We start from the raw sequence: 14,336 nt of genomic DNA on the forward strand, positions 1-14,336 counted from the left end.
CGTACTCGCCGGGCGGGGACAGCACGGACCCCCATGGCGGCCGGTCCGCTCACCCGCGCCGTTCTCGAGATCGACGCCTTCTGGCCGGTGGCCGGGTCCGTCGACGCCTTGGCGGCCGAGAGTCGAGGCGTTCCTTCATCACTGCCATGACATCGAGTCCAGCAGACGCTGCCCATAGGCTCAAAGGCTGATTGTGACCGCCCAACGATATGGACAGCGCCCTGAGGTGGTTCAGTCGGACAGGGCCCGGCGGTAGACCGCAGGATCGACGTTGCCGCCCGACGCCACGAGCGCCACGACCTTCCCCCGCACATCCACCTTCCCGAACAGCAGTGCCGCCAGGGACGCGGCGGCGCCCGGCTCGACCACGATCTTCAGGATGCGGTGGGCCACACCCACAGCGGCCAGCGCCTCCTCGTCGGTGACGGTCAGGCCGCTCACGTCGTAGCCGCCGAGGACGGCCAGGGGGCGCGTGCCGGCCGCCGGGCCGGAGATCGCGTCCATCACCCCACCCGGCGGCCGCGGATTGGAGCACGCGCGGCCGGTAGCGAGGGACCTGGCCATCTTGTCGAAGCCTTCCGGCTCGACGATGTGGTTCGACAGGCCCGGGAACGCGTGGTTGAGCGCGGTGATCACACCGGAGGACAGGCCACCGCCACTGCAGTTCACCAGGACCGCGTCCGGGGTCAGGCCCAGCTCGCGCGCCTGCTCGGCGATCTCGAGGCCGACGGTGCCCTGACCCGCCATGACCCGGGCATCGTCGAAGGGCGGGATCAGCGTCATCGCGCGTTCCTGACGGATCTTCCGGGCAACCTCTTCCCGGTCCTCCGTCTCCGGGTCGTAGAAGACCGTCTCGGCGCCCCACCAACGGCAGTTGTCGACCTTGATACGGGGCGCGTCGCGCGGCATGACGATGACCGCGGGGCAACCGACGAGACGCGCCGCGGCGGCCACGCCCTGGCCGTGGTTGCCGGCCGAGTAGGTCACGATCCCGGCGCGGCGCGCGTCCTCATCCAGGGTGAGCACGGCGTTGAGCGCTCCGCGCACCTTGAACGAGCCGGTCAGCTGCAGGCATTCGGCCTTGACCAGGACGCGGGCGCCGACCAGGTCATCCAGCATCGGGGAGTTCAAAAGGGGCGTGCGCACCACGTGGCCGGTCAGGCGCTTCGCGGCCTCATGGATGGCATCGACGCTGAAGCCGGGCACGGCGTCGTTGGTCAGGGCCGTCGTATTCATGGGGCTACCTCGAAGAGAGTCTCGATCTCGACCGGAGCGCGGCGCGGCAGGGCCGCTACGCCGACCGCGGCGCGGACATGGCGGCCCCGTTCGCCCAGTGCCAGGACGAGCAGGTCGGAAGCTCCGTCCATGACGAGCGCCTGGTCGGCGAAGTCGGTGCCGCATCGTATGTAGCCGGTCAGCTTCAGTGCCCGGAGGCGGTCGAAGTCGCCGTCGCAGGCGAGGCCGGCGACGGCCAGCGTGTTGAGCGCGCACAGTGCGGCGGCCTGCCGGGCCTGTGCCACGGTGAGGTCGACGCCGACGACTCCTTCGTACTGGACGACTTCGTCGGTTCGACAGATCTGTCCGGCCACGAGTAGCTGCCGGCCGGATCGGACGAAGGGAACATAATTGCCGCCGGGCTTCAGGGGTTCCGGGATGCGGAGCCCCCGTTCCCGCAGTCGGGTGTGGATGTCGGACAAGTCGCGTGTCCCTTCGGTGATCAGGGCTGGGGCTCCGCAGACGGGAAGGCGGTCGGCAGTCTCGCCGCGCCCTCCTCCCCGTCGTGATCGCGTACGGCTCCTGGCAGACGCCAGTCGCCTGCTCACTGCACCAGACGCCCCCCGTAGAGGCAAAGTCTGATTCGGACTCTCACTCATACCGAAAACGTCTTACGACGGCCGGCCCGGCATTGGCCCAGGTCAGCACGGCGCCTCAGGAGACACCAAGCGGCTCGGCCCCCCACGTCTCGCGGAGGTCGTCGGCGACCTCCCTCAGCAGCCCGACCAGGACGTCGGCCAGGGGCACCAGGCCGGTGTCGGCCGGGGTGACGGCGTAGATCTCGCGTTTCAGCCGCGGCTCGACCAGCTCCCAGTGCACGGCGCCGGCGGTGGGCGCGACCGTGAGCCTGGAGAGCATCGTCACCCCGACCCCGGTGCCCACCAGGGACTGGGCGACGTCGTAGTTCGCCGACTCGAAGGCGACGCGCGGGGTGAATCCCGCCTGCATGGCCGCCTCGTCGAACTGGCGCCGGGCCTCAGTCACTGAGCCGCCCCCCCCTTTACCCGGCACCCGCACCACCGCGACACGCTCCCATCGATACCCCGAGGACATCCATGAACCTCCGCCGCACCATCCCCGCCCTCACCGGCGCCGCCGCGCTGACCCTGGCGCTGACCGCGTGCGGTGGCGACGGCAGCAGCGCGCAGACGAAGGTCGCCGCCGCGCCCACGTTCCCCGCCGGCACCACCATGGCGAGGATCGCCAAGGCGGGCACCCTGAAGGCGGGCGTCAAGTTCGACCAGCCGGGCTTCGGCATGACCGGCCTGTCGGACAAGCCACAGGGCTTCGACGTCAAGATCGTCAAGATCATCGCGGCGAAACTCGGCATCAGCCCCGACCACATCGACTGCACCGAGGCCCCCTCCGCCGTCCGCGAGGAGATCATCGGCAGGAAGGAGGTCGACCTCGTCGCGGCGACCTACACCATCAACACCGCGCGCAAGAAGCGGATCTCCTTCGCCGGCCCCTACTACGAAGCCGGCCAGCGCCTCATGGTGAAGAAGGACAACAAGACCATCACCGGCCCCGACACCCTCGCCAAGACCAAGGCCAAGGTGTGCAGCGTCACCGGCTCCACTCCCTACGAGAACATCAAGCAGTACCTCTCCAGCAGCGACCGCCTGGTGCTGTTCGACACCTACAGCAAATGCGCCGACGCCCTGCGCACCGGCCAGGTGGACGCCGTCACCACGGACGATGTCGTACTCATGGGCCTGGCCGGCGACTCGAACGGTGCCTTCAAGGTGATCGGCCCCAAGTTCACCAAAGAGCCCTACGGCGTCGGCATCCCCAAGGGCGACACCGCGTTCTGCGAGTTCATCAACAAGACCCTGGCAGAGGCGGCCAAGTCCGGCGCGTACCAGAAGGCGTGGAAGGACACCATCGGCCTGACCGCGTACAACTCCGTGATCATCGCCGAACTCGTACGCGCCGGCGTCGAGTCACTGCCCCGCGGCCAGCGCGAAGCAGCGCTCGCCATCGGCCTCACCCACGGCCAAACCTTGCGCCTGATCCTGCTGCCGCAGGCATTCCGGGTGATGCTGCCGTCCCTCATCAGCCAGCTGGTCGTCATCCTCACCGGAGGCACGGCCGACCAGCCGCCAGGCCGGAGCAACGCCCCGGGAACCCGAGCTGCTCTAACTCGACGCGACGAATGTCGCGAGCTGCTGTCGACACACGGCGTGGGCAGAGTCGCCGTCTTCACTTCCGAAGGGCCGTCCGTCGTGCCGGTCAACTACTGGTCGACGAGACCGGGATCGCCCTCCGCACGGCCGAGGGCACCATCCCGGCCGCGGCGATGGCATCGAGCGTCGCCTTCGAGGTCGACGACATCGACGACGCCTTCAGCCAGGTCTGGAGCGTGCTCGTCGTGGGCCGCAGCCGCGCCGTCACCGACCACGACGAAGGCGGCGGCATGCTCTCGCCCCGGCCCCCTGTGGCTGGCCATCACTTCCTGCTCGGATCACAGGAGCGGCGAGCATGGCGGCGAACGCGAGCGGCGGCCAGTCCCTGGCCAGGGCTCTGCGTGCAGGTCAAGCGGGCCATCGGCCCGCAGTGCCCGGCCCATACAGATCCAGCAGACGCGTCCGGGTGGACTGGAGCCGACGCCCGACCACCTCGGCGACGCCGCGGGTGAGCGCCTGTCCCAGCCTCGGGTCCTCCTCGCACAAGGTGCGCACCGCAGCCGCGTCGAATTCCAATGCACGCACCGGACTCTGTGCCTCGGCGCCGAGCTGCCAGGTGTGCGGCGGGATCAACCACGACCAGCCGAGCAGTTCGCCGTGACCGATGGAGTCGACGGTGGCCGGTCGGATGCGGCCGGCAACGTGCACGTCGAGGGTGACCGTTCCGGTGTGGATGATCCAGAACCGGTCGGCCGTGCTGCCCTCCTCGAAGATGCGGGCGCTTGCGGGGAAGGACACCTCGGTCGCGAACTCCAACAGCCGGTCGCGGTCTGCGGACGCAAGCATGCCCAGCAGATTTGTCGTGGTGGTCATGACCGTCCTCCCGTCCTCAGAGTCACTGTCTGCACGTATTCCCCCGTGAGGAGCGCGACCGAACCCCGACCAGGGGCCCTTGCGAAAATGCCGGGACGGTTTCCCTGGTCTGCGTCGGCTCCATCGCGGTACCCATTGCGTTCAACTACCGACGCTGCGGTTGTGCGTGCGCCGACGTGGCCCTCCCCGGCCGGGTGAGCGGCCTTCGAGCCACAGCGCGCAGGTACACCTGGAAGCCGTGGTGGCCCACGAGCAGCACTGCAGTGGCGGTGCGGACCGTGACCTCCATGTTCAGCAGCTCCTGGTAGAAGTCCGCCGATTCGTCGAGGCCGTGGACGAAGACCACGGCCGAGGCCAGCTGTGGCTCGCGCGTGTCCAGTCCCGCTGCCATACGTCATACGGACCTTCGGCGTTCAGCTGCGGTATGAAGCCTTCCTGCCCGTTTCCTGGTCCGGCTTCCACGCTACCCGGCCCGCGTCCTGCCCGCTGGAGCCCCAAGGCAAAGCCCGAGCGGCACTGGCCGCTGGGCGCCTTCCCTGGGGTGCGTTAGCCCTGGAGCGGCGCATGGCGACGGGGCGGGTATCCATGTTGGTCACCGTCCTGCCTCTCCGACCTGCTGACAGCGGGAGCAATAGCGGGCTTGCGGCACGACGCGCAGCCAGTCCAGAGCCATGGGCCGTGTGCACAGCTGGCACCTGCCGTACTGGCCCTGGTCGATGCGCTGCAATGCCGCTGCCACTTCGGCGAGGACCATGCGGGCGGAGGCGGCGAGTGCGGAGACGGCGAGCTTGATGTGGCCCTCGACCTGCGAAGGGCCCTGTTGGCCGCGCACCTGGTCTGCCCGCGTCGCGAGGCCCCTCCGATCTGCTGCAGCTGCTCCTGACGGAAGAGGCGCTGCTCGTGCAGGCTCTCGCGCAACGCGGCAAGGTTCTCGGGGCTCAGGCCCGTGTTGTCGACGCCGATGACCTGACCGATCAATTCTTCATGCCTCCTCAGCGCGGAACACGAATGCGGTCCACTTGCAACCCGGCCGTCTTGTTTCAGGCGGTGCGGCGCTCGGCATGCGATGCAGCAGCGCGCGTAGGGAAGGATTTCCAGCCGGTCAACCGGGATGGGCTGGGCACAGTCCTGGCAGGTTCCGTACGTGCCGTCGTCGATACGCTCGAAGGCGGCATTGACCTCTTTCAGCACGCGCCGCAGGGAGCCCTGCTGCGCGGCCGTGAAGTCATCGGCCGCCCACGGTCCGGCCTCTTCGATCGCTGTGAGCTGGAGGAGCCGCGCGTTGCGCTCATGCGCGAGACGCTGGCGGCCCTCATGCGCCGTGAGACGTTCGGGGCGGGCTTCGGGTCGGGCGGTATCGAGCAGCATGGGAATGATGGCTGTCGTGGTGGGCTGCGGGCCACGGCTGCCTGTGGCCGGGGCGTCGGGTGAGATGTGTGGTTCATGGCTCCCACCCTGCTCGGCCCCGTCATGGGGGGCCATCGGCTGCAGCACCCAATTACGGCAGGCCCGAACATGTAGGCGCCAGGGGTGACAGGCCGGGCTGCAGGTTCCAGATGGCTGCCGCACCCCATCGACCCGGACCCCTCGCTGCGGGCAGGCTGGTTAGGGAGAAGACAGCCACGGTTGGGGCGCCCGGCGTGGGACCCGGCCCACGTGGCAGACAGTAGTGGGGGACGGGTGCAATCCGAGGATGCGCAGCACGTCCGGCACGACGGCTGGCTGCGCTGACCGACCAATAGGGATGCGGGAGCGTTGGGCGGTCCGACGCGCCGCCCGGCCCCATGGGCCGGGCGGCCGCGGCCTGGGACTTGCGGCCCCTGCAACCCGCTCCCCGTGAATACGACACTGGAAAGGGATGCCCCGATTCAGGAGGTGGAGATCATGCCACGCCCCGTGACTGTGGGCCTCGATGGCCCGCCCGAGAGCCGGGCTGCCGCCGAATGGGCGGCCTGGGAGGCGAAGCTGTGTGGCCTGCCGCTGAAGGTGGTCCATGTCTGGGAGCCCGTGCCCAGCCCGACGGCGCAGGATCCGCTGCTGGGTGCCGAGACGCAGCAGGACTGCACCGAGTGGGTTCACCGCGAGACCGCCGAAGGGCTTCGGCGGTGTCACACCGGTGTCGAGAGAGGTCCGCTCAGTGCCGTCAGCGATGAGGTCCTGCGCGCCCAGATCAAGGCCCAGATCGTCTTCGACCTCGGTGCGGGCGGGTGAGGACAATGGAACTCCCGCTGGTCGTCGGCGTCGACGGCTCCGAGCCCAGCCTGCAGGCCGCGGACTGGGCGGCCGACGAGGCCGCCCTGCGTGGGGTGCCGCTGCGTCTGGTGTACGCGTCGCTGTGGGAGCGGTACGAGGGTGCCGCCCTCGCCAAGGACTTCGGCAAACCGGACGTGCAGGTGCTGGCCGAGGACATCGTCGAGACAGCCGCACGGCGCGCCCACCGCCGCCAGGCCGACGTGAAGATCTCCACTGACCTGCTGCCGGAGCAACCGGAGTACGCGCTGGTGCAGGAAGGACGGAACGCCTCCGCGCTGGTCCTGGGCAGCCGTGGCCGCAGCGGCATCGCCGACCTCCTGCTCGGCACCGTCAGCCTGACCGTGGCCGCTCACGCGGACTGCCCGGTAATCGTGCTCCGCGGCAACCAGGGCGACTCCAGGATGCGCGGCCTCGTGGTGGGTGTCGGAGAGAGGCCGACGGATTTGGCGGCGGTCCGATTCGCCTTCCAGGAGGCGGAGCTGCGCAGAGTGCCGCTGGAGGCCGTACGGGCCTGGAAGCGCCCCGCGCACGAGACCGACGACCATCCTCTGCTCGCCGGTGAACCCGCCCGCCTGCACGAGCAGCGGGCCGCAGAGGCGCTAGAAGCGGCACTGCGTGACACTCCCGCGGACGTGGAGGTGCATCGGCGCACTGTAGAGGGGCCCGCCCGCAGGGTGCTCGTGGATGCCTCGCACGAGGCCGACCTGTTGGTCGTTGGAGCCTGGCGCAACCCCAGGTACGTGGGACTCCAGCTCGGCCGCATCGCCTACGCGGTACTCCACCGCTCCGCCTGCCCGGTCGCCGTCATAACCGAGCGGGCGTGAGTGTAGCGGGGGCTGGGTCCTCGGCCATGTCATCGACCGGATGCAGGCACGGGGAGGGACACCCTCTATGCACCGCACGAGATCGTCGTCGCCTTCCGCCCGCCTAGGCCCGCCTAGGCCGTGTCTTCAAATGATCTTGAGTAGTGGATCATGGTCGGGTGATACGTCGCCATGAACTGTCTGATGCTGAGTGGGAGTTCGTCCGTCCGATGATGCCCTGCCCGGCCGGCTCGACGCGGTGGGGGTGGTCGCCCGGGTATCGCCGGAGCACAAGATCCGGATAGTCCGGGCGCTGCAGGCCCGCGGAGACGTGGTCGCCATGACCGGCGACGGAGTCAACGACGCCCCCGCGCTGCGCCGGGCCGACATCGGGGTGGCGATGGGCGTCACCGGGACGGAAGTGACCAAGGAAGCCTCGACGATGGTCCTGACCGACGACAACTTCGCCACCATCGTGGCCGCCGTCCGCGAGGGCCGGGGCATCTACGACAACATCGTGAAGTTCGTCCGCTTCCAGGTCTCGACGGCATTGGGCTTCGTGGCCACGTTCCTGGTCAGCTCGCTGACCGGTCTGGCAGGCGGGGCACCGTTCACGGCGCTGCAGATCCTGTTCGTCAACCTGGTGATGGACGGCCCGCCGGCGATGTCTCTCGGAGTCGACCCCGTCAGTCGGGATGCGACGAGCCTGGCCCCCACGCCCGACCGGCGAACCCATCCTCGCCAGACCGCGGCTTGCACGGATCCTGCTGACCAGCGCGGTGATGGCGGCAGGCACCCTCGCGGTGCTGACGTGGGCCCCAGGCCCGGAGGCGGAACCGGGACAGGCCACCGTCGCGGGTGGATTTCGTCCTGTGTGGGCCAGATGTCGCGCAGATGGACGGGCTGGCCGTCGTTGCCGGTGCCCAGCGGGTCGCTGGTGAGGTCGACGGCCATTGATCCGGCCAGCGCGTAGGCGACCACCAGCGGCGGTGAGGCCAGATAGTTCAGTTTCGTCTCGGGGTGGATCCGGCCTTCGAAGTTGCGGTTGCCGGAGAGCACGGACGCCACCACGAGGTCGGCCTCGGCGGCGGCCCGGGAGACTTCACTGATCAGCGGCCCGGAGTTGCCGATGCAGGTGGTGCAGCCGTAGCCGACCAGGTCGAAGCCGAGCGTGTCCAAGTACGGGATCAAACCCGCGCGTTCGAAGTAGTCCATCACGATCCTCGACCCCGGCGCGAGGCTGGTCTTCACCCAGGGCTTGGACCGCAGGCCGCGCTCCACGGCCTTCTTGGCCAGCAGCGCGGCGGCGACCATCACCTGCGGGTTGGAGGTGTTGGTGCACGAGGTGATCGCCGCGATCACCACGGCGCCGTGCCCGATCTCGAAGCTGCTGCCGTCCTCCAGCGTCACCGGGACGCGCTCAGGCGGCCGTGCCTTGCCCGGTCCGGTCCGGTCCGGTCCGGTCCGGTCCGGTCCGGTCCGGTCGCATCGAGGCACCCGGGCTGGTCGCCGGGGTGGCTGCCGGTGACGGCCACCGGGTCGGACGCCGGGAAGGACTCCACGCCGCTCTGGTCCAGCCCGACAGGGGCCGCGTCGCAGGTCACCTCGCCGTCCAGGACAGCGCGGAGGACCCGCGACGCGTCCGCCAGGACGATGCGATCCTGCGGCCGTTTGGGCCCGGCGATCGACGGGACGATGGCCGATAGGTCCACTTCGATGGTCTGCGAGTAGTCAGGGGTGTGGCTGGGATCGTGCCACAGTCCCTGCTCTTTTGCGTACGCCTCTACCAGCGCTACCTGGCCGGGGTCCCGGCCGGTGAGCCGCAGGTACGAAAGGGTCTCGGCGTCGATCGGGAAGATCGCGCAGGTGGCGCCGTACTCCGGGCTCATGTTGCCGATGGTGGCCCTATTGGCCAGTGGCACCTCGGCCACGCCAGGTCCGTAGAACTCCACGAAGGCGCCCACGACGCCGTGCTGGCGCAGCCGCTCGGCGATGGTCAGCACCAGATCGGTGGCGGTGCTCCCTTCGGGCAGCGCGCCGGTGAGCCGCACGCCGACAACCTTGGGGATGAGCATGCTCACCGGACGGCCGAGCATCGCTGCCTCCGCCTCGATGCCTCCCACCCCCCAGCCGAGCACGCCGAGCCCGTTGACCATAGGGGTATGGGAGTCGGTCCCGACCAAAGTGTCGGGGAAGGCTGTGCAGTCCTCGGCGAACACCACCCGGGCCAGGTGCTCCAGGTTGACCTGGTGGCAGATTCCGGTTCCAGGCGGGACGACGCGCAGGTTCCGCAGGGTGCTCTGCCCCCAGCGCAGGAACTGATAGCGCTCCCGATTGCGCCGGTACTCGAGTTCCACGTTGCGGCGGAACGCCGCTGAGGAACCAAAGTGGTCGGCGATCACCGAGTGGTCGATCACCAGCTCCACGGGCCGCCGCGCGTCGATCAGCGCCGGATCGCCGCCGAGCACAGCCATCGCCTCGCGCATCGCCACCAAGTCCACGACGCACGGCACCCCAGTGAAATCCTGCATCAGCACCCGCGCGGGGGTGAACTGAATCTCGGTCGTCGGTTCCGCCGCCGGGTCCCACCCGGACAGCGCCGCGATCTGGTCGGCGGTGACGGTGCGGCCGTCCTCATTGCGCAGCAGGTTCTCCAGCAGCACCTTCAGGCTGTACGGCAGCCGTTGCGAGCCGGGCAGGGCGTCGAGCCGGTGGAGCAAGTAGGAGGTGCCGTCGGCGTCGAGCTCGCCGCGGGCGGCAAAGCTGTCCAGGGACATGTGCGTGCCTCCTCAGTACGGATCGGCGGAGGTCGACGCGGGCCGGGGCCCACCACGCGTCCCGGCGCAAGGTCCGCGCCCAGATCGGCCACCCGCCCTGAGGCTCGCGTACCGGTCGGCTCGCCGACCGCTCTCGCCGTCACCTCAGGCACCCCCTTCACCTGGGGCCCGCTCCGCCGTGTCGACAGGTCCGGCGCAGCCCTGCAGGGCTGCGCCCAGACGGGCAGAACCAACCATGGTCAGTCTCGACCGCACGTACCCGGCCCGCAAATGGTGCGAATCCGGGAGCCCGGGGCAGGGGGTGCCTGGCGGCCTCGGCTTGGCGCATCCCGCCTGCGCGCGGAGCATGGGGTGATAGGAGGGATCGGGGACCTCGTCCGTATGCCCGGAACCGATGGGACGGAGATTCCGGATGGCGAAGATCGCAGGTCATCTCCTGCGCGAGCTGCACGACCAACTGCATCACCCCGGTGGTGGAGGTGATGGACCGCAGAATCGGCGTGGAACGGGCCGTGATGACCACGGTCCACGCCTACACCTCCACCCAGCAACTCATCGACGGGCCCAGCAAGGACTTCCGGCGCGGCCGGGCCGGGGCCGCCGACATGCTTCCCGCCTCCACCGGCGCCGCGCTCGCGACCACCAAGGCACTCCCGGAGCTGACCGGCCGCTTCGACGGCGTGGCCGTCCGGATCCCGATCCCCGTCGGATCGATCACCGACATCGTGCTCGTCACCGCCCGCCCGACGTCCCCCGAGGAAGTGAACGACCTCTTCCGCGCGGAGGCCACCACCGACCGCTACCGCGACATCCTCGGCGTGTCGGACGAGCCGATCGTCTCCAGCGACATCATCGGCGACTCCCGGGCCTCGATCGTCGACGCGGCGATGACCCGGGTCGTGGACGGCACCCTGGTCAAGATCATGAGCTGGTACGACAACGAGTGGGGCTTCACGCACCAGATGGTCCGCGAGGCGCTCTCCGTGCTCGGCATCACTCAACCACGGTGAACGCCCCACCGCAGTCGAGCGGACCCGCCGTCGCACCCACCCGGAAGTGAACACGGGAGTCGGCCGACGCCGACCCGCCAACCACTCAGCTCGCCGAGCCCGGCCGCCGGACCGCCCCGCAGCACGAGAGCGACCCGGAACAGACCAGCGGCAGTCAGGGCCACGGCCCGATCGTCCGCGACCGTCACCGAGTGCCGGAGGCCCGACATGATCACCCATCCTGCGTACACCGTCGAACCGTGGTGCCTGCGTGAGAGCGAGCTCGACTTGGACGTGCTGGAGCAGAGCGAGTCGGTGTTCGCACTGGCCAACGGCCATATCGGCTGGCGCGGCAACCTGGACGAAGGCGAGCCGCACGGGCTACCGGGGACCTACCTCAACGGCGTGTTCGAGTTCCGTCAACTGCCGTACGCAGAGGCCGGCTACGGATACCCGGAGTCCGGACAGGCGATCATCAACGTGACCAACGGCAAGGTGATACGGCTGCTGGTGGACGACGAGCCGTTCGACCTGCGCTACGGCCGACTGCACAGCCACGAGCGGGTGCTGGACTTCCGCGCCGGGCTACTGCACCGCACGGTCGAGTGGACGACCCCGTCAGGACGCACGGTGCGCATCCGCTCGACCCGGCTGGTCTCGCTCACCCAGCGGGCGACCGCCGCGATCGCCTACGAGGTCGAGGCGGTGGACGAGGAGGTGCGGATCGTGCTCCAGTCCGAGCTGGTCGCCAACGAACAGCTTCCGAAGCAGGAGGGCGATCCTCGGGTCTCGGCCTCCTTGGGCTCGGTCCTGCAGCCCGAGGAGGACTCCGCGCAGGACAACAGGCTGCGGCTAGTGCACCGCACGGCCCGCAGCGGCCTGCGCGTGGCGGCGGCGGCCGACCATCTGATCACGGGCCCACAGGGCACCGCCGCCTCCGCGGAAAGCGGCCAGGATCTCAGCCGACTGACGGTAACCTCGCTGCTGCGCCCGGGCCAGCGACTGCGGGTCGAGAAGACCGTCGCCTACGGCTGGTCGGGTTCCAGGTCGCTGCCCGCCGTCCGCGACCAGGTCGACGCCGCGCTGGCCGGGGCGGCCAGCACCGGCTGGGAGGGCCTGCTCGGCGAACAGCGCGGGTACCTGGACGCCTTCTGGGCCCGGGCGGATGTCGAGCTCGAGGGCGACACCGAGATCCAGCAGGCCGTCCGGTTCGCGCTGTTTCACGTGCTTCAGGCAGCGGCTCGCGCCGAGCAGCGGGCCATCCCCGCCAAGGGCCTGACCGGCCCGGGCTACAACGGCCACTGCTTCTGGGACACCGAGACGTATGTGCTGCCGATGCTCACCTATACCGCGCCGCACGCGGTGGGGCCAGCACTACGCTGGCGGCACACCACGCTGCCCGCCGCGCTGGGACGGGCCCGCCAACTCGGTCTGGCGGGGGCCGCGTTTCCCTGGCGGACCATCGACGGCGACGAGTGCTCCGCCTACTGGCCCGCCGGTACGGCGGCGTTCCATATCAACGCGGACATCGCGGACGCGGTGGTGCGCTACACCGCGGCCACCGGCGACCTGGTCTTCGAGCGGGAGGCGGGGCTGGAACTGCTGGTGCACACCGCCCGGCTATGGCTCTCGCTCGGCCACCACGACCAGCGTGGAGTGTTCCACCTAGACGGCGTCACCGGGCCTGACGAGTACAGCGCGATCGCCGACGACAACGTCTACACCAATGTGATGGCCCAGCAGAATCTGCGCGCGGCCGCCGACGCGGCCGAACGCCACGCCGATCTGGCCGCCTCGCTCGGCGTGGACGACGAGGAAACCACCGCCTGGCGCGATGCCGCCCGGCGGATCGCGCTGCCGTTCAACAAGGAGCTCGGCGTGCACGAGCAGTCCGCGGGCTTCACCTCCCACCAGGTGTGGGACTTCGCCGGCACCCCGGCGGACCGCTACCCGCTGCTGCTGCATTTTCCCTATTTCGACCTGTACCGCAAGCAGGTGATCAAGCAGGCTGACCTGGTCCTGGCCATGCATTTGCGCGGAGACGCGTTCACCGAGGCAGAGAAGGCCCGCAACTTCGCCTACTACGAACCGCTCACAGTCCGGGACTCCTCGCTGTCCGCTGGCAGTCAGGCTGTGATGGCCGCCGAGGTCGGCCAGCTGCGCCTGGCATACGACTACCTCGGCGAGGCCGCGACCATGGACCTGGCCAACCTAGAGCGCAACACTCGCGATGGCCTGCATATCGCCTCGCTGGCCGGGACCTGGACCGCGCTGGTAGTGGGCTTCGGCGGGATGAGACACCATGGGGACACCCTGTCCTTCGCCCCGCGGCTGCCCGAGCAGATCAGTCGGCTGGCTTTCGCCATACACTTCCGCCAGCGTTGCGTGCGTGTGGACATCTCCCACCAACAGGCCATGTACACCTTGCTGACGGGCAGTGAGCTCGAGATCCACCACCATGGCAGCCCGTTGAAGGTGACCAGGGACGTCCCCCGCAGCGGGCCGCTACCCGCTGTCCCCGACCTGCCGGAGCCACAGCAGCCTCCCAACCGTGGTCCGGCCCGCCGCAGATGGGCGGATCACAACGACTGAGTCCACATCCGGGCAGCATCACGACCAGAGCATCCGCAACGCCCGGAGCGGGGAGCCACCTGCGCTCCTCCCGGACACCGAGATCTCCACGGCGTTCGTCGCACACGCATCCGCCGCAGACAGGCGGCGGACCGGGGCCGTAGTCGCTTCCTTAACGCGTCAGGCGGGAGCGCCGCGGGAGTCGGGCGGCACGACGACGACGGGCAGGTGAGCATGGTGCACGACCTCGGTGCTGGTCGACCCGAGGGCGAGGCGACCCCAGACGCCCGAACCGCGAGTACCGACCACCAACAGACAGGCATCCTTGCTCGCGTCCAGCAGAACCTGCGCCGGGCGTCCCGCCTCGGTGATGATCTCCACCTCCACGCGGGGCCCGCCGAGCTGCTCCCGTAGTTCGTGGACCGTGTCGGTCACCGCCTGCCGCGCCACATCGTGGAGCTGTTCATACGGGGCCTCCGGCACGGCCATCCACGTGTAAGCAGCAGGGGTGTATTCGAAGGCGCAGACCGCCCGCAACCCGGTTCCGCGCAGTTGTGCCTCGCGCAGGGCGAAGAGCACGGCCTGCCTGGCGTGCGGGGAGCCGTCCGTGCCGACCACGATCGGACCAGCCGGGACGTGCGCGGGAGCGTCGGTCATCGGGAATCCCTC

12 protein-coding genes and 4 pseudogenes are annotated in these 14,336 nt (G+C 69.6%); 7 read left to right on the plus strand and 9 right to left on the minus strand.

Annotated features, from left to right (window positions below; all coding sequences use genetic code 11):
• Window positions 1-231: 231 nt before the first annotated feature.
• The 3 genes from ACWD4J_RS18275 to ACWD4J_RS18285 all read right to left on the minus strand — a co-directional run bounded on the left by ACWD4J_RS18275 (window position 232) and on the right by ACWD4J_RS18285 (window position 2,259).
• Window positions 232-1,236 carry a threonine ammonia-lyase gene (locus ACWD4J_RS18275; RefSeq protein ID WP_451396409.1) on the minus strand — a complete coding sequence of 335 codons (1,005 nt, stop codon included), beginning with the start codon at window positions 1,234-1,236 and terminating at the stop codon, window positions 232-234.
• Window positions 1,233-1,697, minus strand: a complete 465-nt coding sequence (locus tag ACWD4J_RS18280; RefSeq protein WP_451396410.1) for a RidA family protein — start codon at window positions 1,695-1,697, stop codon at window positions 1,233-1,235. Before ACWD4J_RS18280 ends, ACWD4J_RS18275 begins: the two co-directional genes overlap by 4 nt.
• 232 nt (window positions 1,698-1,929) lie before the next feature.
• On the minus strand, window positions 1,930-2,259 hold the full coding sequence (locus ACWD4J_RS18285; protein WP_451396411.1) for a LysR substrate-binding domain-containing protein: 330 nt from the start codon (window positions 2,257-2,259) through the stop codon (window positions 1,930-1,932).
• A 206-nt stretch (window positions 2,260-2,465) separates the two neighbouring features.
• On the opposite strand from ACWD4J_RS18285, the pseudogene ACWD4J_RS18290 reads away from it, so the two are divergent.
• A pseudogene (locus ACWD4J_RS18290) lies at window positions 2,466-3,347 on the plus strand (transporter substrate-binding domain-containing protein); the annotation flags it as partial.
• 227 nt (window positions 3,348-3,574) lie between these two features.
• Window positions 3,575-3,913, plus strand: coding sequence for a hypothetical protein (locus tag ACWD4J_RS18295; protein ID WP_451396412.1), 339 nt, complete (start codon window positions 3,575-3,577; stop codon window positions 3,911-3,913).
• Here the strand turns inward: ACWD4J_RS18295 and ACWD4J_RS18300 are convergent.
• The 4 genes and pseudogenes from ACWD4J_RS18300 to ACWD4J_RS18315 form a co-directional block, all read right to left on the minus strand.
• Window positions 3,810-4,274, minus strand: a complete 465-nt coding sequence (locus ACWD4J_RS18300; protein ID WP_451396413.1) for a Crp/Fnr family transcriptional regulator — start codon at window positions 4,272-4,274, stop codon at window positions 3,810-3,812. The genes ACWD4J_RS18295 and ACWD4J_RS18300 overlap by 104 nt on opposite strands.
• Before the next feature lie 145 nt (window positions 4,275-4,419).
• Window positions 4,420-4,665 (minus strand): VOC family protein, encoded by a 246-nt coding sequence (locus ACWD4J_RS18305; protein WP_451396414.1) that lies wholly within the window; start codon window positions 4,663-4,665, stop codon window positions 4,420-4,422.
• Between the two features lie 201 nt (window positions 4,666-4,866).
• Window positions 4,867-5,252, minus strand: a pseudogene (locus tag ACWD4J_RS18310) (TraR/DksA family transcriptional regulator).
• A gap of 117 nt (window positions 5,253-5,369) precedes the next feature.
• A pseudogene (locus ACWD4J_RS18315) lies at window positions 5,370-5,756 on the minus strand (TraR/DksA family transcriptional regulator); the annotation flags it as partial.
• 402 nt (window positions 5,757-6,158) lie between these two features.
• Here ACWD4J_RS18315 and ACWD4J_RS18320 point away from each other — a divergent pair.
• The 3 genes from ACWD4J_RS18320 (at window position 6,159) to ACWD4J_RS18330 (ending at window position 8,303) form a co-directional block, all read left to right on the plus strand.
• Complete coding sequence (locus ACWD4J_RS18320) at window positions 6,159-6,485, plus strand: universal stress protein (protein WP_451396415.1); 327 nt, start codon at window positions 6,159-6,161, stop codon at window positions 6,483-6,485.
• A gap of 5 nt (window positions 6,486-6,490) precedes the next feature.
• On the plus strand, window positions 6,491-7,351 hold the full coding sequence (locus ACWD4J_RS18325; RefSeq protein ID WP_451396416.1) for a universal stress protein: 861 nt from the start codon (window positions 6,491-6,493) through the stop codon (window positions 7,349-7,351).
• 244 nt (window positions 7,352-7,595) lie between these two features.
• Window positions 7,596-8,303, plus strand: a complete 708-nt coding sequence (locus tag ACWD4J_RS18330) for an HAD-IC family P-type ATPase (protein ID WP_451396534.1) — start codon at window positions 7,596-7,598, stop codon at window positions 8,301-8,303.
• Here ACWD4J_RS18330 and acnA read toward each other — a convergent pair.
• Window positions 8,189-10,107: pseudogene (gene acnA / locus ACWD4J_RS18335) on the minus strand (aconitate hydratase AcnA); the annotation flags it as partial. The gene ACWD4J_RS18330 and the pseudogene acnA overlap by 115 nt on opposite strands.
• A gap of 473 nt (window positions 10,108-10,580) precedes the next feature.
• On the opposite strand from acnA, the gene ACWD4J_RS18340 reads away from it, so the two are divergent.
• The gene (locus ACWD4J_RS18340; RefSeq protein WP_451396535.1) at window positions 10,581-11,117 is read left to right on the plus strand and encodes a hypothetical protein; all 537 of its coding nucleotides are present in this window, start codon (window positions 10,581-10,583) and stop codon (window positions 11,115-11,117) included.
• 207 nt (window positions 11,118-11,324) lie between these two features.
• Window positions 11,325-13,688 (plus strand): glycoside hydrolase family 65 protein, encoded by a 2,364-nt coding sequence (locus tag ACWD4J_RS18345; RefSeq protein ID WP_451396417.1) that lies wholly within the window; start codon window positions 11,325-11,327, stop codon window positions 13,686-13,688.
• A gap of 159 nt (window positions 13,689-13,847) precedes the next feature.
• Here ACWD4J_RS18345 and ACWD4J_RS18350 read toward each other — a convergent pair whose 3' ends face one another.
• Window positions 13,848-14,324: a universal stress protein gene (locus ACWD4J_RS18350; protein ID WP_451396418.1), complete on the minus strand. Its 477-nt coding sequence runs from the start codon at window positions 14,322-14,324 to the stop codon at window positions 13,848-13,850.
• Window positions 14,325-14,336 lie beyond the last annotated feature (12 nt).

It is taken from the genome of Streptomyces sp. NPDC002577 (genome assembly GCF_053594815.1).

Bases quoted from the DNA above. Each gene is read 5' to 3' on its own strand.
- ACWD4J_RS18320 (WP_451396415.1), top strand. From the start codon at position 6,159: ATGCCACGCCCCGTGACTGTGGGCCTCGATGGCCCGCCCGAGAGCCGG.
- ACWD4J_RS18300 (WP_451396413.1), bottom strand. From the start codon at position 4,274: ATGACCACCACGACAAATCTGCTGGGCATGCTTGCGTCCGCAGACCGC.
- ACWD4J_RS18275 (WP_451396409.1), bottom strand. From the start codon at position 1,236: ATGAATACGACGGCCCTGACCAACGACGCCGTGCCCGGCTTCAGCGTC.
- ACWD4J_RS18325 (WP_451396416.1), top strand. From the start codon at position 6,491: ATGGAACTCCCGCTGGTCGTCGGCGTCGACGGCTCCGAGCCCAGCCTG.
- ACWD4J_RS18295 (WP_451396412.1), top strand. From the start codon at position 3,575: ATGGCATCGAGCGTCGCCTTCGAGGTCGACGACATCGACGACGCCTTC.
- ACWD4J_RS18350 (WP_451396418.1), bottom strand. From the start codon at position 14,324: ATGACCGACGCTCCCGCGCACGTCCCGGCTGGTCCGATCGTGGTCGGC.
- ACWD4J_RS18305 (WP_451396414.1), bottom strand. From the start codon at position 4,665: ATGGCAGCGGGACTGGACACGCGCGAGCCACAGCTGGCCTCGGCCGTG.
- ACWD4J_RS18345 (WP_451396417.1), top strand. From the start codon at position 11,325: ATGATCACCCATCCTGCGTACACCGTCGAACCGTGGTGCCTGCGTGAG.